The sequence below is a fragment of the Ligilactobacillus apodemi DSM 16634 = JCM 16172 genome, from assembly GCF_001434405.1.
Classification (GTDB): Bacteria; Bacillota; Bacilli; order Lactobacillales; family Lactobacillaceae; genus Ligilactobacillus; species Ligilactobacillus apodemi.
Genome location: NZ_AZFT01000053.1, coordinates 83,448 through 102,029, shown reverse-complemented (window position 1 = coordinate 102,029; position 18,582 = coordinate 83,448). Strand labels below are relative to the sequence as shown.

Genomic DNA, 18,582 nt, shown 5'->3' with positions numbered 1-18,582 from the left:
ATAGTAATTTAAACCAGAAATAACGTCAACTATATTTTACAAAAATAACTTGTGAGTTGACAAAAAAAGAGTGTCACTACTGACACTCTTTAGCTTATTATTTACCTAAAACTAATCTTCTAGTATATACCACTTGTCCCGAATGCATACTAGCATCATCCAGGATCGAAATGATCCTTACCGCCCTTGTAACTGGGGATTCCCAACTTTCATCAATGATCTCATCTAAGGTCGTTAGATCCAAATTTGTTAAATATTCTCGCCCAAAAGCAACCGCTGCTTGTAAATAATCTATTAGTAGTCTTTTATCGTTTACTTGAACTTTACGAGCTTCGGTCGGAGTGTGGATCCAATCTTGTGTATCTAAAGGTAGAGCCAAATTAAATTTTTCGCCCCACCCTTGACTCGTATAAAGTGGTTCTTTTCCTGCTAATTCTGATAACTGTTGATCGATCATTTTAGCTGTATGCCACGTTAGCCACGTGACCGACTTGATCAAGTCTGTCGGCATAGTATTTAATTGTTCCACATTCATCTGCGCGATCGTTTCCAAAAAACGTTCTTCTGCCCGGTTAAGTGCATCAACTAACATGTCTGTTGTTTGCATAATATTTCCCCCATTTCAATAATTTATAGTAGTAACCATCTGTTACTAGCTTTGCTTGATTTTCATAATTATCATCCCAATATTTGTTGATTGTTGTTCGAAATCCACTTTAGAAATTGGCGCTGCATTTTTTAGCGCACATTCCAAATTTTCAATGATTTCTTCCAATTGATCTGAAGTTGCTTTAAGATATTTTGTCTATAAATGATTACTCAATTTATTCTTCAATTTTTGCTTAGATAATGTATATGGAGTCAGTGGCTCGAAGTGAGCCAAGAGCCATACTTCAAATGCAATATTTGAAAAAACAATTTCAAAAGATTCCCTAGTTGCTTTAGTAAACATTGATTTTAACTCATTTACTTTAATTTTATCTTTATCAAAGATAACAAAAACATCAGTCTGTTTGTCTCTCTTAAGTTTAGGATCATTTTGTAATAACCGCTTAGCTTTATCTATCCAAGTTATGCCACTATTATTCAAGATAGGCGTTTTTATTTTTACATTGGACAAGCGTAGTTTTTGACGTAAAAAATCAAAATATTTTTGCTCAGTTTCTCCTTCTACCAAAATGTAAATTTTTCGCTTCTCTTTCTTCCCCTTTTTATTTCTTACCATGCTATTCCCCCAAAACATCTAATAAAGCGGAATGATTAACGATTTGCGTAGCTCCAAATCTCCCTTCTAGATAACGTTTTTTATAACCAAAGTCACCTCTGTTCAAAAAAACATCGTCAAAGTCGTAAATTGAAGATAGTTCTGTCTCTCCATACTCATTTTTCTCAGCAAACCAAATTTGATCTTGACGCAAATTATGATCCATTAAAGATAATTCATGAGTTGTTAAAATAAATTGATTTGATTGTTTTTCATGCGTAAAAACATCTAATAATGCTTCAGCTAACTCAAGGTGAAAAGAGCGATCAAATTCATCGATCAACAAAACTTTTTTAGCATTTTCATTATGCAAAATATACAATGCTAAAAACATAAAAGCCTTGGTTCCCGTGCTTTCATTGTCGAAATGCACTTGAAAACTTCCTTCTTTAGCTCGATGCGTTGTATATACATCATACACTGTGACATAAGCGTCATCTTCTTTGGATAAAAGGAGCTCTCCATCTAGATCAAATCGAATTCCTGGTCGCAAAACATTGCGTTCTTTAACTTCAACATCAACAATATTAAAGTCTGCTGCCCTAAGAAATTTCAGAAACTTATTTTTAAAATTTGGTTCTGCCAACGACTTAAATAAAACATTTGGTACCTGATCTGAATTAACAAAAACTAAATCTTCTAGAAACCAAGTATAGGCTAACTTAGCCTCTTTTACATTGTTTTCCTGTGCAAAAAAAGGAGATTTTGGTTTTTTCTAATATTTTTTTGGAGTAGCGTAAGTTGTTCAGGAAGTTGCTCGAATCTTTGCCCTACACGTTCAAAAGTCACCCTACCGGCTACTGCTAATTTTTCAAAATTGATCTCATTTCGATTATAAACTACCTCATATTCAAAATATTGTTGCTCTTTAATAAAAGAAATCGCAAACTTTGTATTACCGTTATTATAACCAAATGTAGCCGTTGGCAATGGTTTATTTTCACTTGTAGTTGGAGTTAAAACTAAAAAACGCAATAGCTTTAAAGCATCAAGCAAATTAGTTTTACCATTAGCATTACCTCCAAATAAAATTGCTAGTTTCAATAACTTGGTTTTTCCAAATGTCAAAATATTGTTTTTATATTTTCGAAGATATTTTCCCTTTTCTAATGAAAATTCATTAGTATTTTTAAATGACTTGAAATTAGTAACTTTAAAATCAACCAACATGCTAAAGCCACCACCTCTTTAATAATTTGTATCAATTATAACGTTTTTTCGTTTTTTCTAAATAATATGCTCTTTTTCACCAAAAATAGTCGTTGGGAACTAAATATTTTATTTTCCCAGCGACTATTTTCATTGATTATTGCTAAAAAATATTCTTATAACCTTTACAACATCAATCGTTTCCATTTTCTAATTTTAGTCCTAAAAGTCGTGAACGGAGCAACGGTATTCACATGAATAAACTTATAGACTTCCCATACCGCTGTTTTAGTCGAATTATCCGCCCATTTTCGCATATGTGGTTCAAAGACCTCTGCTTCACTCATTTCATCCAGCATTTGATAGATTGCCTGAATATTTTTAGCTAATCGTTCTTGTAAATCTTTTAGTGACAATGATGCATAGGTGGCGGAAAAATATTGGTAAAGTTCGCCTAATTGATTCCACTTATAGTCCTCAGTTGGCGTTTTTACCAATTTACCCTGTCTTTCATCAGCTTCCCATTGCAATAAGAGTGTTGTCCACCCCACTTGATAAGCTAAATTCTCAGCCGGCGTACGGTCAACTTCCTCACAACGTTTATCTTTTAATGTCTCGGGAATCTCGGAAAATTCTGCAATATACTTGTCATATGTTTTTTGGATCTCAGCTTTTAGTTCCGCTTTACCATGATAACTTCTCATCGTTTAAAATCTCCTTTTAAGTCTTTTCCCTCAACCAGCGCAATACATTAGCTTTGCCTTAATTATAACGTCTGCTCATTTTTTTCTAAACAATATACTCTCTTTTTCACCAAAAATAGTCGCAACAAACGCTACTACGTTTCACTGCGACTAATAATATATTTAATGTTCCGATGCCCCTGTATTAGCATCTGGTGTTTCCAGTTGCACTTGCATTTTTTGAAGCACCGGTAGTTACATCAGGCATCATTTTACCGGCATTTCCCCCGACTAGGTGTTGACCAGTTTCTTTTAAATACCAATCTAGCCATGGTTTGAAGTTAAAGACCATTTCGTTAATTCCTGCAAATGACCCGTCAGAATAATACATTGCTTGATAATGATGCGTGTTGATCACACTGCTTGGTGAACCAGGAACGATTGTCCCCAGTATTCATCATTAGACTCTACAATCTTGTCATCTGGTAAGACGTGACGTTCAATAAGTTGATCTCTCGCCACCGCGTATTCTAATGAATTTTCCTTTGCCTGTAAAGCCTTCTCCATCCAGTACATTTTTTCTTGCGAAATAACTGCTACTGCTTGCTTATTTGAGCGAGCAATATATACAACTTCATCATCTTCATTCACACGATCTAAATATTCTTTGATATTGGTTCTAAAATCACTTTGTGTCAATGCTAAAGTCATAATACCACACTCCTTTTGTACATAATATTGTACTTTATTTTTTCACAAAAAACACAACTATTCTGCACATAAAAGCAATGAGTAATCCCTTAAGCACAAATAGCGCTCTAATACTTATTTGAAATAGTTTTTCTTTCGACTAGGCAAAATATTTCTTATTTTTAAATATCAAACCCGCTTCTAATTTAGCAAACAATTTAGCTGAACTTGTTTGCTGAAATTCATGTGCAACATACATAAATTCAGCCAGTAAAACGTTTAGTTCATCAAGTGTCTGCATAAACTTAGTGACTGTCAGCTCTGTTTTTCTGTGTTCCAACCGTGATAATTGTGAGATTGAAAGTCCCGCTATTGCTAGATCTTTTAGCTTTAATCCCCGTGCTTTGCGAAACTTTTGAAAAACTTCACCAAATTTTTGCATGCTTTTTCCCCCTTTGCATATCTGAGAATTTTTTTCAAAGATAGCACACTGTCACCCAAAATAAAAGCACAACTTTTTTGGCTAAAATATCAGTAATTTCATTGCTTTATGAACACAAAAAAGACAAACACATCCTCGTGCTTGTCTAAAAAATTATTTACTTTTCTTTAAACATTTTTGCATAAAATCAGCCACAATGTTGGTCATTTGCTTAGTGAAAAAGGCATCCATAGCGTGGTCTGCCCCTTCTAATTGATAGAACGTTGCATCTTTACCTGCATCCTTTAGTGCATCGTATAACAAGACGCTTTGTTCAAATGGCACTAAGCGATCCTTGTCACCGTGCATGATCAAAAATGGTGGTAAGGCTGATTCAGGCGTAATATAGTTCAATGGATTAGCTTTTTCAACTAAATCCAGATTTTCTAACACGGGGATTCTCCCGAAAAGTTGCCCTTCATAGCCGTTAGCGGAAGTGTGATCTCCAATCGATGGTTGATAGTTCATCCGTCTGATCACCGTTGGTCCGTAAAGATCGATCACCCCAATAATGTTTAACGGTTGGGTTTCATTGTCTTCTTCACTAAAGTTTTGATTATGTTCAGTGACTGCGGTCATAACCACCGTGTGTCCACCCGAGGAGTCCCCCCAGAGAATCGCTTGATCAGCTTGGATATGATACTTTTCTTTATTTTGATAAAGAAAGCGGATCGCGGTCTTAACATCTAAGATCTGCTTAGGAAAAGTTGCTTTAGGCGCATAACGGTATTCTACCATCGCGATCACATATCCACGCATCGCAAATTCAGCTAAATGAGCTAAGTGATCACCCATATTTTGCTTTTGAAAAGCAGAACCTTGCACGTAGACTACCAAAGGAAAAGTCTTGTCTGACGGAAAAAGATTATTTGGTGTCGGCATAATAACATGCACATGTAGATCCATCCCATCTTTATGGGCATAGACTTCATCCATCTTGATGAATGGATAGCGCCAAGTTAGATCCGCCTTTATCTTGTTAACTTCATATTTGGAACGAGCCTTTGACGTTGGAAAATCTGCTGGTGTGTAAAATTCTGGTTCGATATAATTTTTATCTTTCATAACTCTACCCCTTTTGCATCCATACTATAGTTTTAAACTAGCACATTTTAGCTACACTAAGCAAAAAGTTAGCATGCTCTAACTGTGCCACTATTTTAACAAAATAAGGTATAATGAATAGACCAAAGAAAAACAATGAAGGTGATATGATGGAAAAGGAAGCTGGCCACACATTTCTGGCACGTTTAGGTAAAACTAGACTTAGACCAGGTGGCAAGGAGGCAACTGATTGGCTTTTAGCCCACGGACATTTTACAAAGGAGACTAAAGTGTTAGAAGTTGCTTGTAATATGGGCACAACGATGATCGAACTCGTTGAAAAATATCATTGTCAAGTGACTGGGATCGACTTAGACCAAAAAGTTATCGCTAAAGCGCAAAAGAATATTGAAAAGCATGGCTTAACTGACAAGATCACCGCCAAACGGGGCAATGCCTTTAAGTTACCATTTGAAGCGGAAACTTTTGATGTAGTGATCAATGAAGCGATGTTGACAATGTTTCCTTATGCAAGTAAACAAAAAGCAATCAAAGAATATTACCGCGTTTTAAAACCAGGGGGGATCTTACTGACCCATGATGTCAGACTTATCAAAGATGACCCACAATTAGTCACACAGCTTGGCCAAACGATCAACGTTCATGCAACCCCGTTAACTAAAGAAAATTGGGAAGAACTCTTTTCACAACAAGGCTTTGAGGTGACAAGTAAAGTTGGTCCAATGAGTTTGATGAGTCCAGCCGGAATGATCAGAGATGAAGGTTTCTTGGGAACACTAAAAATCGTCAAAAATGGCTTAAAAAAAGAAAACCGTGCCCAATTTAAAGCTATGCATCACTTATTTAGTAGTAATAAAGATAATTTTAATTACATTGCCGTCGCTAGTGTTAAACCAAAATAAAATCAAACGCCCTGCAACCCAATTGTTGCAAGGCGTTTTTACTTAGACACGATCTAAATAGTCACCATAACCAGCTTGTTCCATCTTGTCATACGGAATAAAGCGTAATGCTGCTGAATTGATACAATAACGTAGGCCGCCTGCTTCTTTGGGGCCATCATTAAAAACATGACCTAAATGCGAATCAGCCTGACTACTTTTAACTTCAGTTCGGCGCATGAAATGCGAAAAATCAGCTTTAGTCGTCACACTATCTTGAGCCAGTGGTTTGGTAAACGCCGGCCAACCACAGCCTGAATTATACTTGTCTTTGGATGAAAACAACGGTTCACCGCTTACGACATCAACGTAAATTCCTTTTTCAAAAAATTCATCGTACTGCCCGGTAAAGGGATGCTCGGTCGCAGCATTTTGGGTAACATCATAAGCAAGATCACCAATTCTTTGCCGTAATTCTTGTTCATTTTCACGCATAATTTTTACCTCCGTTTTGATATTCTAATTATCATCAGCTATGCTCAGTGGAAACTTTAAGATCACTTGTGCACCGTGGTGATTTTTTTGATTTTCTAAGATCAACTCTCCTTTGTGTAATTTCATGATCTGAGCTACCATAAATAAGCCTAGCCCATAGTTTTTGGGAGAGTGGCGACTTTTATCGCCCCGATAGAAACGTTCTTTACCATGAACCAAATCAGCCGCTGAAAATCCAGGGCCTTGATCCACGATTCTTAGATCTAGCTGATCTGGGGTAGTTTTGAGCTGGAATTCAAGCACCGAATCTCCAGGAGCATAGGTCAGCGCATTGGCTAAAACATTTTGAACTGCGCGCTCCAATAACTTCATATCAATAAATAATGACCGCTGTTCAACTGCGATTTTTTGATGCAGTTTTAATGACGAAGTGGCAACTATTTCAGTAGCTATTTCAATTATTTTATCAGCAACCGCTCTACTTTGCATTTCTATTAACTCGACTTTAGTTAGATCTGCTGTCGTATTTGTAACCATCAGCGCTTGAGCATAGTCGGCGATTCGCTGGGAATTTTTAAGAATATACGCCACATACATCTGCTGTTCTAAGGTCATTTTTGTTTCTTTTAGCAGTTGGGCATTTCCCTGAACGATTGCAATTGGCGTCTTTAAATCATGCGTGAGCGCGGCAACTTGTTCTTTTCGTTGCTCTTCTATACGCCATTTACTTGCCAAAGCATTGCTCAAGGCTACTTTCATTTCTTCAAGCCCGTTTATGACTAAATTAAATTCACTGACCTTTGAATAAGGCATTTCAAAATCCAAATCTTGCTGGGAAATTTTTTTGGATGCTTCAAGGATTGGTGCCAGTTGTTTAGTAAGGCGTTTAGCCCAAAACAGTGTAATCAGCAAAATCGTTACGACACAAAAAATCACCAAGAGAGTAGCAAATAAAATATTTACACTAGGAAAATATTTTTCCAACCACTTATTAGCGTAATGTGGTTGGAGAGTATAGTGAATAATGACATAACCATTTTTCCTTTTGAACTCTAAATAGCTAGATGCTGCGGTATTGTTGAAATTTCCGGTGTGAAATTGACGCGCTTCTCTTTGAGTTGCTTGACTCATATTGCTTTTCAGCGTTTTTCCAGTATTTGAAAGTAACAAATATGAAGTATCGCTTGGCAACAGACTAGCATCAAATGGTTCAGACTTTGCCAGTTTAGTTTTATTTTTCAAAATCAAATTTTCGGCATAATTAGCTGGTTTGATCATGCCACTTGAAGTCAAAAAATTGACACTAAGCATTGCCAAACTAAGTGCTAAAACTAAGCCTAAAGTTACACTCACTAAGTATTCAAAAAAAATCACCTTTAAGGAGCGTCCTTTTTTACTTATCTCCATTTATACCCCACTCCCCAAACAGTCTCGATTGGCTGAACACCATGTTTTTGAAACTTAGCCCTAATATTTTTAACATGCTCAGCAATTGCTGCCGAATTACCAGTGCCATCATACCCAAAGATCATCTCATAAAGTTGTTCCCGTGAAAACACTTGCCCTTTTCGCCGTGCAAGTAACTCACATAGTTGGTATTCTGCTTTTGTAAGTGCCACTTTTTCATCATTGATAAACACTTCATGGGCAGCCAGATCAAGCCGAATATCACCTAAATTTAAAGCAACATGATGTTCCCGCTTTTCTCTTCTCAAATGCGCCTCAACGCGTGCAAGTAACTCATTGATTCCAAAAGGTTTAGTAAGATAATCATCCCCACCACTCGCCAAACCAGCGACAATATCATCTTCCATCGTTTTTGCTGTCAAAAAGATAATTGGACAATCAACTCTTTGACGGATATTTTTACAAAAAGTGCGTCCATCAATGTTAGGCATCATAATATCTAACAAGATCAAGTCATAATTATTTAACTTATTTGGCACTATTTCTAAGGGATCTTGATAAACGTCTACCAAATAGTTACGCTTCTTTAAAATATTTTTGATCAAAATAAGCATATCCAGCTCATCATCAACTACTAAAATTTTTGTCATAGCTTCTCTCTTTTATTCCAAGTAAGTCTTTCCATCCCACTTTGAAAACCAATATAAACTAAAAATCAAGCCGATCGTCCAAAATGTTACCGCTATCACACTCCATTTTAGCATCTCGCTCTCAACATATGCCACCTTATTTGCCTGAAGCTCTTTTAAAACATAAAGTGCTTCTAATCTAGCTGGCCAAGCGCTTAGCAAATAATACCATAACTTATCCCCTAAACTTGTCATAAATAAGCGGATAAAGTGCACGATAGTTTAAGTAACGGGCTTCTTTTTGATGCATCATGGCAGGAATCAAGGCAACCATAGCGGGAAGTAACATCACATACCACCAGTTATAAGCATTTACCGTAAAATAGGCTGGCATCAAAGCAAATGCAAGTAAGACTAACATTAATGGAGCCAACCACAAGAGCTTTTTTAAAAAGGTCCGCCGTTGTTTTAAATTTTCAGCCTTAACATATGCGATCATTTTCTGCCCCACCTTTCTTTTTAATAACATCCATAAAGAGTGCTTCAAGGTCTACACTATGATCTAGCACTGATTGATACGCTAATTTACCTGCATTGATGATTCCGATCTCATCAGCAACGTGTTCTATTTCGGTTAAAATATGACTTGAGATGATGACAGTGATCCCCTGTTTAGGAAATGATCTGATCAAATCACGCAATTCTTGGATTCCAACTGGATCAAGCCCATTAGTTGGTTCGTCTAAAATCAATAATTTGGGCTCATTTAGCAAGGCTAGCGCTATTCCCAAACGTTGCTTCATTCCTAAAGAAAATTGCCCACTCTTTTTCTTGCCAGTGTTAGTGAGTCCCACAATTTTTAAGACTTCAGTGATCCTTTCTTCTGGTAAGCCTAGTAATAAAGTTCTAACTTTTAAATTTTCCCAAGCAGTCAAATTGTGATAAAGTGGAGGCATTTCAATTAAGGCCCCGATCTGTGCTAAATCGGCTCTACTCCAAGGATGACCTGCAAAAATAATTTCTCCAGTCGTTGGATGTAGCATCCCTGTTAAGAGCTTTAAAGTGGTTGATTTTCCAGCTCCATTAGGTCCTAACAAGCCGTACACTGAATTAGGCTTAACACGTAAAGAAAGTTGATCAACCGCGATTTGTTTGCCAAATTTTTTGGTTAAATCTTTAGTCTCTAACAAATATTTTTCCATAAAGATCCCCTCTTTTCTTTTTCCAACTACAGTCTAAATGGTAAATTTAAGGATTCTATCAAGAAAAAAGTCTCAGACAAATTTTTCTTATCTTTGCCTAAAACTTTCATTATTATTCAATTACTTTATAGCCCATTTAATTCGAGCCACTCATCACTTTCTTCAAAACCATATTTCAAATAGACCGGCCGCCCCATCTTTGAAGCACCTAGCCACAAATTTTCTACCTTGCGCACTCTAGCTTCAGCAATCAACTATTTTTTGCAATTGATCAATCTTCCATAGAAAATTCTGCCTTAATATTCTTCAGCAAATAATTGATCATATTTTTCTCTAACTGGATCAAATTGGGCATCAGCTAACAACTGCTTAACTTGAGCAATTGGTCAACATCTTACCATTTTTTGATTTTTGGCGCCCTAAGGCAAAACAAAGACTTGGATATTCTTGCAACTCATGATGCCAAACTAATAATTCTGCTTTTTCAGAATCTTTTCCTAAAATAAAGTTAACGGCTTGACGATAATAATAGTTTGATAATTCATCATCTTGAATGCCCCATTTAGTACTACCATAAATATCGCCTAACTTATAAGCTGCATCAATGTTTTCCTTTTGTGCCGCCACTTTGAAGTACGCCAAAGCTAGATCAAGATTAGCCTTGATTTGCCTACCGTACAGATAACAATACCCCAAATTAGCAATTGCTTGGACATTGCCTAACATTGCCGCTAAGCGATAATACTCTACCGCTTGCCCATATTCACCCAAATTATAAAAATTGGCACCCTTATCAAGTAGATAATCAGCATCCAACGCATTCATTGCATTAAAATCAGCTGTAGTAAGTTTTAAATTATCTTCAAACATTGATTATTTCCCCCTTGATTTAAAAAAATCTATTTTCCAAAAACATCCTACCACTTAACCATTATTTTTTCCAAAACTATTATTCGATAATAAACAACTGTACTCAGCTAAAGTTTGAATATTATTTTTTTAACCAATTTTTTAATAAATCTGGGTCAAGATTGAATTTAAAGTCCGAGCTAAAGCAAAAATCATTTATAAGTGGTCCCCCCCACCGAGGGTTACTATACAAAATAGCTTCAATTTTAGTAATCTTTTTTAGTGGAACAATAATTTTGTCGGGACTTGTTGAGCCAAAATTTTTCTCATCTAACTCATAGTGCGTAAGCGTGATTTCTTGTGGAACTTGATTTTTTTCCATAAAAGTACCCCAAAAACCGACATATATTTTTTCGTCACATGTAGTAATCCGAACCTTTTGCCCAATTGGATACGCATCAAATGAAGCACCACTAAACTCCGCTTCTTCAATAATCCTTCCCGCTAAACTATATTGAATAAATTTCATTACCCTTTTTTCCTTTCGTAAACAATACCTATTAAGTACTACAATAGTTATTAGAACCCACTGAGCACTATTTTTACGCCAATGTTTTTTCACTAATCATTTTCAAAATAAAATTTCTTCAAACGATAGTGGTCACAGGTTCAACATAGTAATATCTGATCATCCACTTCAATTCCCATCTTTTTTAGCAAGCCACGACAAAAAAGTTCAAACTTCTGCGGTTTCATATTCTTTAGTGCATCTAGCAGTTGCTTTCGCCACAATTCATTTGTACTCTCACTATTATCAATTTCTTCTTGTTCAAGTCGTACTATTTTTGGTGTTGCCTTTTTCTTGATCATCAGTGGTTCTGAAATTACTCTAACGTCATTTTCTGGATCTAACGCATCTATCTCAACTGTCCGCCCCTTCTTAGTCAGTATCAGTTGATAGTGCCCCTCTTGATCATCAATGAAACCAGCTAAAATGAGATGCTTGATTGCAAAGTTAAACTTCCACTGAAAAGGACGATAAAAATTGCCAGTTTTTTTGACCGTCGCTCTTCATCAATCTGCTCCTCAGTAAAGTTAGTAGAATTTTCTCGAATATCTGATTTCTTTTCGAGTCGCCACTCCACCTAAATTTCGCATTGATATCAGAATATTTTTCATAGCTTGATTCTCGATTTCAACTTGCCTATTTGCCATCAAATAATCTCTCCTTCTTCGCTCCATTATTATACTTTGAATGTTCATTTATTCTCGATAAAAACTGTTCTTCACTCAAAATTCACCATTTTTTACAGAAAATAATCAAATAGAGACCTCGATTTACCAGTTAAAAAAATAAAAAATGCACTAATTCCCATCATCTTGACAGGAAAAGTACACTTTAAATCATCTCTATATGTGATATACCGGCATTTATAGCTACTTTTCGCTTCGTTCCAGCACCGTCACCGTTTCAACATGCGCAGTTTGAGGAAATTGGTCGACTGGCAAGATCGGTTGCGTTACCTTATAACCTAGATCCATAAAACTTTGTAGATCGCGCACTAAAGTTGCTGGATTACAGCTGACATAAACGATTTTTGTTGGCTGCATCTTAGTTGCACTTTCAATCAAGCTTTGCGTTAAACCTTTGCGTGGCGGATCGACCATGATCACATCGGGTTTGATCCCTTGTTCTTGCCAAGTTGCCATCCATTCTTCGGCATTGCCGACTTCAAATTCCAAGTTATCTAAGTTATTTAGCGCCGCATTCTTCTTGGCATCAGCGATTGCTGCTTCTACGATCTCAACACCATAGACCTTTTTAGCATGTTTCGCCATTGAAAGCGAAATCGTCCCGATCCCACAATAAGCGTCGATCACGGTTTCTTTGCCCGTCAAACCAGCACGCTTGATCGCTTCTTGATAGAGTTTTTCTGTTTGAGTCGGGTTGACTTGGTAAAATGACTTCGCTGAAATTTCAAATTTGAGCCCGTTTAGTTGATCGGTAATGTATTCTTTACCCGCTAAAACGTGCGTCTCATCCCCTAAGATCACATTTGTTTGCTTGGAATTGATATTTTGTTGCAAACTTACCACATCAGGACATTTTGCAATGATCTCAGCTACGATCTCATCTTTGTGCGGTAATTTCTTAGTCCGCGTAACTAAAACAACCATGACCTCATTTGAATAATGCCCACGCCGAACCATAATGTGCCGTAAAGTCCCACTATGGGTTGCTTCATCATACGCAGTAATATGATATTTTTGCAAAATTTGCAAGACTGCTTGAATAACTTCATCGATGCGTTTATCTTGGATCAAAAAGTCATCTAGCGGTAAAAAGTTGTGACTTCCACGTTTAAAGAAACCTGCTTTTAATTCACCATTTATCTCACGCACAGGAACTTGCGCCTTATTACGATAAGCGTATGGTACTTGCATCCCTAACGTAGGCGCTACGTCTAATGCATCCAAGTGCGCCTTTTGCAAGAGATCACTGACCAATTTTTGCTTGAATTTTAATTGTGCAGGGTAAGCTAAATGTTGTAAGGGTGCGATTCCAGTTTGAGAATAGGCTTTTCCCTTACCCGTGACACGTTCAGGGCTTGTCGTCAAGCGTTCCACTACTTTAGCATAACCAAAATTCTTGCCGGTTTTTAATACGTGTAAGACTACTTCTTCACCCGGTAAGGCATCATCACAAAAAAGCGAATAGCCATCGACTTTAGCAACACCCATTCCTTGATAAGTCAGATCCATGATCGTGGCTGTTAATTTCTGATTTTTTGTGACTGGTAAATTTCGTTTCATTTGTTATGTCCTCTTTTCAATTTCTGACTCTTTGTTTTTTTAAAAGCATCACGTAAATTTGGAAAACGTTGCTCTAAAAAGTAGATGAATGCTAAGTTTGAAAGGGCGGTCGTTTCCCATAAATACCACGCATGACCGCCACTGAAAAATTTAAAAATAAAAAGATCACGTTCGATCTCATCGCCTAATTCACTTAAAATCTCATGCGTTCCAAGTGAATCACCGGCTAAAATTTCCACTGCGATCCCGACTAGGAAAACTAAAAACCAACCAATAATATACGGACGTCCTTTCTTTAGGAGTTTTACGGGACGTCCGTGGCGGTCAAATTTGTCTGTGTCTTTAACTTGTGCTCCGATCGCTTGATACCACCCGATTCCCACTGAAAGGAGTAGTAAGACGACCATCGCTAAAATATTTTGCGCATCCCAAGTCACACTTAATAAAAACATCAGTAACGCATAAAACGGCAAAGTAACTGCTTCTAAGCGACTGATTTTCTCAAATTTTAGTGCTTTGGAACACATATAAATGACCGCGATCAGCAAAATTATATAAAACTGCATTCTTTCACCTCATTAATCATTTTACCAAGCTTACGTGCACAAAAAAAGTGGCTAACTGCCACCACTTATCTTGGTTTACGAAAAGCATCGATCAAGGTTGGAAATTTTCTTTCCAAAAAATATGTATATGCTAAATTGGAAACACCTGAGATCTCCCACAAATACCAAGTATTATTAGTCGCTATGTCTCCAACCACAAACAAATTTCCAAAAACATCTTCGCTAAACTCTTCAAGTAAATATGCAATACTCAAGCCATGATCAGCTAAAGCTGCTAACCCCATCCCCACGATAAAAACTAAAAACCAGCCGATAATATAAGAATTTCCGGCCCGAATCAGCTTTATCGGGCGACCATATTTATCAAATTTAGCAGTATCTTGCATAATTGCATCTTTAGCCTGATACCAGCCGATCAAACTTGAAATGCCAAATAAAATCACCATCGTAATAAGCGCTTCAACACTCCAAACCGCTTTAAATAAAAACATCCCGATCGCATAAAACGGGACTGAAACGGCATTTAAGCGACTGACTTGTTCAAATTTAAAGGCTCGTAAGCACATATACGATACAGCTCCAAGCAAAATCACTATGAAAAACATATCCCACCTCGTTATCCATTCTAACAGGGACAAGCCTACAAAAAAAGCCCCTTAAATCCGCTTAATTGCGAACTTAAGGCCTCTTACTATTTTTTGGTGACATATTCAAATCGCTTGATCCCACTAAATTTTCCGGCATATGTCATGTCAGCGGTTAGATCAGCCATGAATAAGACAAGTGATGTTTCAGGTTCAACTTTTAACTGCGCCAATTCTTCTTTTGTTCCCGTCACTGCTTGGCCTTTAGTCAACTTTTGCCCAGCAACTTCAAGGCTACCTGCCATCACATATAACCACGGTTCAAAACTTTCGATCTGGGGCAACGTAACATTTGTTTCTTTCGCAAAATGAGCGTCAAAAAGATACGCAGCTTGTCTGATTGTTAACGGACTAACGCTATTTTCTGGTCCAGCTAATTGGTTCCAATTACCATCTTGTTTAACTTCACGGGGATAAAATTGTACTTGGAGCACAAGATCTTTTTTCGTGGGCGAATAAAGATCTGTAGCATTTCAACCTCTTCATCCGGGTTGATTCTTGGTGCCAAAAACTCTTCCCGGCTCCCATTAACATTAAGCGCCCCGGACTAATATTTTCGCTATTACCATCGGAATCTTCATGAAACATTTGCCCTTTGAACATATAACTGATGATCTCATCATTGGTGTGTTCATGCATTGGCACTAAAACTCCTCGTTTGATGTGAGCAGGATCGATCCACGAAATTTGTCCAAAAGCATAATCTTCTACCGTGTAATCTTGATTTATTAGGCCTGGCAAAATAAAATCTAGGGTTACCATTGTTGACAGCTTGATCTTTAGTAAAAATTTGCATTGGTCTCATCCTTTCAAGATTTGTTTTAACAGTTTCAATAGTTGTTTTTGTTCTGCCCCAGTTAATCCAGCTAAAGCTTCTTTATGACTTTGTTCTAGTTTAGAAGTAACTGCTTGATAAAGCTCTTTTCCGGTAGGAGTCAAAAAAATGTATTTGGTTTTCCATTCCTGTTTGCGTGCGACTAAGCCTAATTTCTCCATTTTAGTGATGATCTGCGTAATATTTCCTTTAGTAACAAGTAGTGTCTGTGCTAATTCCTTTTGTGAACAACCATCGTGTCCATTTAAGTGATTTAAAATATCATACTGCGCATTGGTCAAATCAAATTGCGTTAAAACTTCGGTGCTATTACTCAATAATTGCCGTTGGACTTGGGTAAGTCGCATAAATAATAAACTTTCGCGATTCATCAGTTCACCTTATTTCCTTTCTCTTACTATTTGTAAGTTTATGTGTAAACTGAATAATTGTCAAGCCCAAATAAAAAAGCACAGTTCGAAACTGTACTCAATCATTGTTACTATCATGCATCCGATGCCACGCTTTGATCTGTTCCAAACGTTTTTTGATCCGTGCTTCATTTCCTTGTGTAGTCGGCTCATAGTAAGTATGCCCTTGTAAACTAGGCGGCATAGTTTGCATCGTCGTCAACTTATCTGGGACAAAATGTGCCAACTGATAATCTTTGCCGTAGCCTAATTCTTTCATCAACTTAGTCGTCCCATTTCTGATCTGCAACGGAACCGGTTCATTTAAGGTGTTTTTCACATCTTTTGTTACTTTCGTGGTTGCCCGATAGACTGCATTTGACTTAGGTGCAAGTGCCAAATAGATCACCGCTTGAGTTAAATGCACATTACATTCGGGCATCCCGATAAACTGACAAGTTTGAAAGACATTAACCGCTAAATTTAAGGCATTATTATCCGCTAGACCAATATCTTCACTCGCAAAGCGCAACAAACGGCGCGCAATATAAAGCGGATCTTCACCTCCAGCTAACATCCTACTCAACCAATAGACAGCTGCATCTACGTCACTATTGCGCATTGATTTATGCAAAGCTGAGATCAAATTATAATGATCTTCGCCATTTTTATCGTATTTAAGCGTCTTTTCACCTAAAATTTGGTGCAAAAGATCAGCATTTACGGTCAATTTCCCGGTCGTATCAACTTCACCGTTATCAACTAACATCTCTAAAGTGTTTAAGGCCGTCCGTGCATCGCCATCACTAAAAATTGCGATCTGAGTCAATAATTCAGGTGAAACATCAAGTGCTTTAGCAAAGCCTACTTGGCAAGCATGTTGTAAGAGTGCCGTTAAATCTTCTTTGGTAAGCTGCTGTAAGACAAAAACTTTTAGGCGTGACAATAACGCTGAATTTATCTCAAACGAAGGATTTTCTGTAGTCGCACCGATCAAAATGATACTGCCATTTTCCACAAATGGTAAAAAAGCATCTTGTTGGGCTTTATTAAAGCGATGGATCTCATCAACAAAGACGATAGTTTTTTGACCATAAGCAGTATTGGCCTCAGCTTCTTGCATGATTTTTTTGATTTCTTTGATCCCACTTGTGACCGCACTAAAGGAAATAAAGCCGGCTTTGGTGTGTTTAGCGATCACTTGGGCTAAAGTAGTTTTACCTACACCTGGTGGTCCCCATAAAATCATTGACGAAACCTTGTCTTGGGTTATCAATTCACGTAAGATCTTTCCTTTAGCGAGCAAGTGCTGTTGGCCATAAACTTGCGCTAAAGTTTGGGGGCGCAACCTACTTGCTAAAGGTTCATGAGCTTTATCTTCAAAAATAGATCCTTGTTTCATTTTTTCTGCCCCGTCCTCATTTTATGGAATTATTTTAACATCACGAACATTTGTTCGCAAACAAAAAACAGCTAGGTCTACCCTAACTGTTTTTATTAACTATTCACTTACGATGAGTAATGATTTGATTGCTTCACGTTGGTCCATTGCTTCATAGGCAGCTTGGATCTCGGCTAATGTAAAGCGTTTGGTAAAGACTTTACCTGGATTTATTTCACCTTTTAAGACCGCGTCTAACAATACTGCGCGGTCATGAGTCGTAACTGATGCCATTCCTCCACGCAATCCAATATTTGTCCAGAAAAGTTGATTTGAACTAGGTTCGGTTTGGGGCACACCCACACGCCCGATCACCGCACCGGGACGGGCAACTTGACCGGCTTGCTCAATTGCTGAAGTTGCCCCCACACATTCTAAAACTGCATCGGCACCAGCACCATCCGTCAATTCGAGCACCCTTTGCACCGCTTCATCACCACGCTCTGACACGATATCTGTTGCTCCAAATTCACGGGCTAATTTTGCTCGATCTTCATGGTGGCTCAAACTAATGATCCGTTTAGCTCCACGCAATTTAGCGCCAATCACACCGCAAAGTCCAACCGCACCATCGCCGATCACGACTACGGTGTCTCCTTCCTTAACTTCAGCAGTAAAGGCTGCGTGATAACCGGTTGCCATTACATCAGAAAGTGCCAATAAGGAATTTAGTTGTTCATCGGTGTAATCTGTTGGTTGACCTGGAATCTTGACCAAGGCCCAATTAGCATTAGTATAACGTAAATATTGACCTTGATACCCCCCATTGCCACCAGATTCTTGATTCAAGCAATTGCCATCAAAACCAGCCTTACATGCTGCACAATGACCACAACCATGCGTAAATGGTACGATCACAAAGTCACCAAGTTTAACATTGGTAACATCTGTGCCGACTTCTTCGACGATCCCGATCGCTTCATGACCAACAAAGCTATTTTTCTCACGCTTAGAAATACCACGATACCACCAAAGATCAGAGCCACAAACACAAGCACGTACGACTTTAATGATCGCATCAGTCGGCTTTTGTAGCGTTGGTTTAGCGGTTTCTGTGATTTCCATTTTTCCTGGTTCTACAAAAATTGCTGCCTTCAT

24 protein-coding genes and 1 pseudogene are annotated in these 18,582 nt (G+C 37.7%); 1 reads left to right on the top strand and 24 read right to left on the bottom strand.

Annotated features, from left to right (window positions below):
- Positions 1–97 precede the first annotated feature (97 nt).
- The 9 genes and pseudogenes from FC32_RS05745 to FC32_RS05710 form a co-directional block, all read right to left on the bottom strand.
- Positions 98–607 (bottom strand): DinB family protein, encoded by a 510-nt coding sequence (locus tag FC32_RS05745; RefSeq protein ID WP_025086540.1) that lies wholly within the window; start codon positions 605–607, stop codon positions 98–100.
- A gap of 198 nt (positions 608–805) precedes the next feature.
- Complete coding sequence (locus FC32_RS05740; RefSeq protein ID WP_025086539.1) at positions 806–1,225, bottom strand: RloB family protein; 420 nt, start codon at positions 1,223–1,225, stop codon at positions 806–808.
- 1 nt (position 1,226) lies between these two features.
- Complete coding sequence (locus FC32_RS05735; protein WP_025086538.1) at positions 1,227–1,850, bottom strand: AAA family ATPase; 624 nt, start codon at positions 1,848–1,850, stop codon at positions 1,227–1,229.
- Positions 1,851–1,936: 86 nt separating this feature from the next.
- On the bottom strand, positions 1,937–2,434 hold the full coding sequence (locus FC32_RS05730; protein ID WP_025086537.1) for an AAA family ATPase: 498 nt from the start codon (positions 2,432–2,434) through the stop codon (positions 1,937–1,939).
- 164 nt (positions 2,435–2,598) lie between these two features.
- Positions 2,599–3,117 carry a ClbS/DfsB family four-helix bundle protein gene (locus tag FC32_RS05725; protein WP_025086536.1) on the bottom strand — a complete coding sequence of 173 codons (519 nt, stop codon included), beginning with the start codon at positions 3,115–3,117 and terminating at the stop codon, positions 2,599–2,601.
- Between the two features lie 162 nt (positions 3,118–3,279).
- Positions 3,280–3,541: pseudogene (locus FC32_RS10390) on the bottom strand (NAD(P)H-dependent oxidoreductase); the annotation flags it as partial.
- Complete coding sequence (locus tag FC32_RS05720) at positions 3,511–3,807, bottom strand: type II toxin-antitoxin system Phd/YefM family antitoxin (RefSeq protein WP_025086534.1); 297 nt, start codon at positions 3,805–3,807, stop codon at positions 3,511–3,513. The pseudogene FC32_RS10390 and the gene FC32_RS05720, both read right to left, overlap by 31 nt.
- Positions 3,808–3,946: 139 nt before the next feature.
- On the bottom strand, positions 3,947–4,228 hold the full coding sequence (locus FC32_RS05715; protein WP_025086533.1) for a helix-turn-helix domain-containing protein: 282 nt from the start codon (positions 4,226–4,228) through the stop codon (positions 3,947–3,949).
- Positions 4,229–4,381: 153 nt separating this feature from the next.
- Positions 4,382–5,332, bottom strand: a complete 951-nt coding sequence (locus tag FC32_RS05710; RefSeq protein ID WP_025086532.1) for an alpha/beta hydrolase — start codon at positions 5,330–5,332, stop codon at positions 4,382–4,384.
- 146 nt (positions 5,333–5,478) lie between these two features.
- On the opposite strand from FC32_RS05710, the gene FC32_RS05705 reads away from it, so the two are divergent.
- Entirely contained in the window at positions 5,479–6,234 is a 756-nt protein-coding gene (locus FC32_RS05705) for a class I SAM-dependent methyltransferase (protein WP_056957433.1), read from the top strand.
- Positions 6,235–6,276: 42 nt separating this feature from the next.
- Here the strand turns inward: FC32_RS05705 and msrB are convergent, their stop codons facing one another.
- The 15 genes from msrB to FC32_RS05620 all read right to left on the bottom strand — a co-directional run bounded on the left by msrB (position 6,277) and on the right by FC32_RS05620 (position 18,582).
- A complete protein-coding gene (gene msrB / locus FC32_RS05700; RefSeq protein WP_025086531.1) occupies positions 6,277–6,708 on the bottom strand; it encodes a peptide-methionine (R)-S-oxide reductase MsrB in 432 nt (143 codons plus the stop codon).
- 24 nt (positions 6,709–6,732) lie between these two features.
- Positions 6,733–8,115, bottom strand: a complete 1,383-nt coding sequence (locus tag FC32_RS05695; protein ID WP_056957316.1) for a sensor histidine kinase — start codon at positions 8,113–8,115, stop codon at positions 6,733–6,735.
- On the bottom strand, positions 8,106–8,765 hold the full coding sequence (locus FC32_RS05690; RefSeq protein WP_025086530.1) for a response regulator transcription factor: 660 nt from the start codon (positions 8,763–8,765) through the stop codon (positions 8,106–8,108). The genes FC32_RS05695 and FC32_RS05690 overlap by 10 nt, the downstream gene beginning before the upstream one ends.
- A 214-nt stretch (positions 8,766–8,979) precedes the next feature.
- The gene (locus FC32_RS05680) at positions 8,980–9,243 is read right to left on the bottom strand and encodes an ABC-2 transporter permease (protein ID WP_056957315.1); all 264 of its coding nucleotides are present in this window, start codon (positions 9,241–9,243) and stop codon (positions 8,980–8,982) included.
- Positions 9,227–9,946, bottom strand: a complete 720-nt coding sequence (locus FC32_RS05675) for a lantibiotic protection ABC transporter ATP-binding protein (RefSeq protein WP_025086527.1) — start codon at positions 9,944–9,946, stop codon at positions 9,227–9,229. The genes FC32_RS05680 and FC32_RS05675 overlap by 17 nt, the downstream gene beginning before the upstream one ends.
- 369 nt (positions 9,947–10,315) lie before the next feature.
- On the bottom strand, positions 10,316–10,816 hold the full coding sequence (locus FC32_RS05670; protein WP_051533627.1) for a tetratricopeptide repeat protein: 501 nt from the start codon (positions 10,814–10,816) through the stop codon (positions 10,316–10,318).
- Between the two features lie 121 nt (positions 10,817–10,937).
- The gene (locus FC32_RS10860; RefSeq protein WP_025086526.1) at positions 10,938–11,324 is read right to left on the bottom strand and encodes a hypothetical protein; all 387 of its coding nucleotides are present in this window, start codon (positions 11,322–11,324) and stop codon (positions 10,938–10,940) included.
- A gap of 908 nt (positions 11,325–12,232) precedes the next feature.
- On the bottom strand, positions 12,233–13,609 hold the full coding sequence (rlmD, locus tag FC32_RS05655; RefSeq protein WP_025086524.1) for a 23S rRNA (uracil(1939)-C(5))-methyltransferase RlmD: 1,377 nt from the start codon (positions 13,607–13,609) through the stop codon (positions 12,233–12,235).
- On the bottom strand, positions 13,606–14,175 hold the full coding sequence (locus tag FC32_RS05650; RefSeq protein ID WP_025086523.1) for a hypothetical protein: 570 nt from the start codon (positions 14,173–14,175) through the stop codon (positions 13,606–13,608). Before FC32_RS05650 ends, rlmD begins: the two co-directional genes overlap by 4 nt.
- Before the next feature lie 65 nt (positions 14,176–14,240).
- Positions 14,241–14,780 carry a hypothetical protein gene (locus tag FC32_RS05645; protein ID WP_155891419.1) on the bottom strand — a complete coding sequence of 180 codons (540 nt, stop codon included), beginning with the start codon at positions 14,778–14,780 and terminating at the stop codon, positions 14,241–14,243.
- Positions 14,781–14,866: 86 nt separating this feature from the next.
- Positions 14,867–15,253: a pirin family protein gene (locus FC32_RS05640; RefSeq protein ID WP_056957314.1), complete on the bottom strand. Its 387-nt coding sequence runs from the start codon at positions 15,251–15,253 to the stop codon at positions 14,867–14,869.
- Positions 15,225–15,581 (bottom strand): pirin family protein, encoded by a 357-nt coding sequence (locus tag FC32_RS05635; protein ID WP_056957313.1) that lies wholly within the window; start codon positions 15,579–15,581, stop codon positions 15,225–15,227. Before FC32_RS05635 ends, FC32_RS05640 begins: the two co-directional genes overlap by 29 nt.
- A 39-nt stretch (positions 15,582–15,620) precedes the next feature.
- A complete protein-coding gene (locus FC32_RS05630; RefSeq protein WP_025086519.1) occupies positions 15,621–16,025 on the bottom strand; it encodes a MarR family winged helix-turn-helix transcriptional regulator in 405 nt (134 codons plus the stop codon).
- A 97-nt stretch (positions 16,026–16,122) separates the two neighbouring features.
- Positions 16,123–17,445, bottom strand: a complete 1,323-nt coding sequence (locus FC32_RS05625) for a replication-associated recombination protein A (RefSeq protein WP_025086518.1) — start codon at positions 17,443–17,445, stop codon at positions 16,123–16,125.
- A gap of 99 nt (positions 17,446–17,544) precedes the next feature.
- Positions 17,545–18,582, bottom strand: coding sequence for a zinc-dependent alcohol dehydrogenase family protein (locus tag FC32_RS05620; RefSeq protein ID WP_025086517.1), 1,038 nt, complete (start codon positions 18,580–18,582; stop codon positions 17,545–17,547).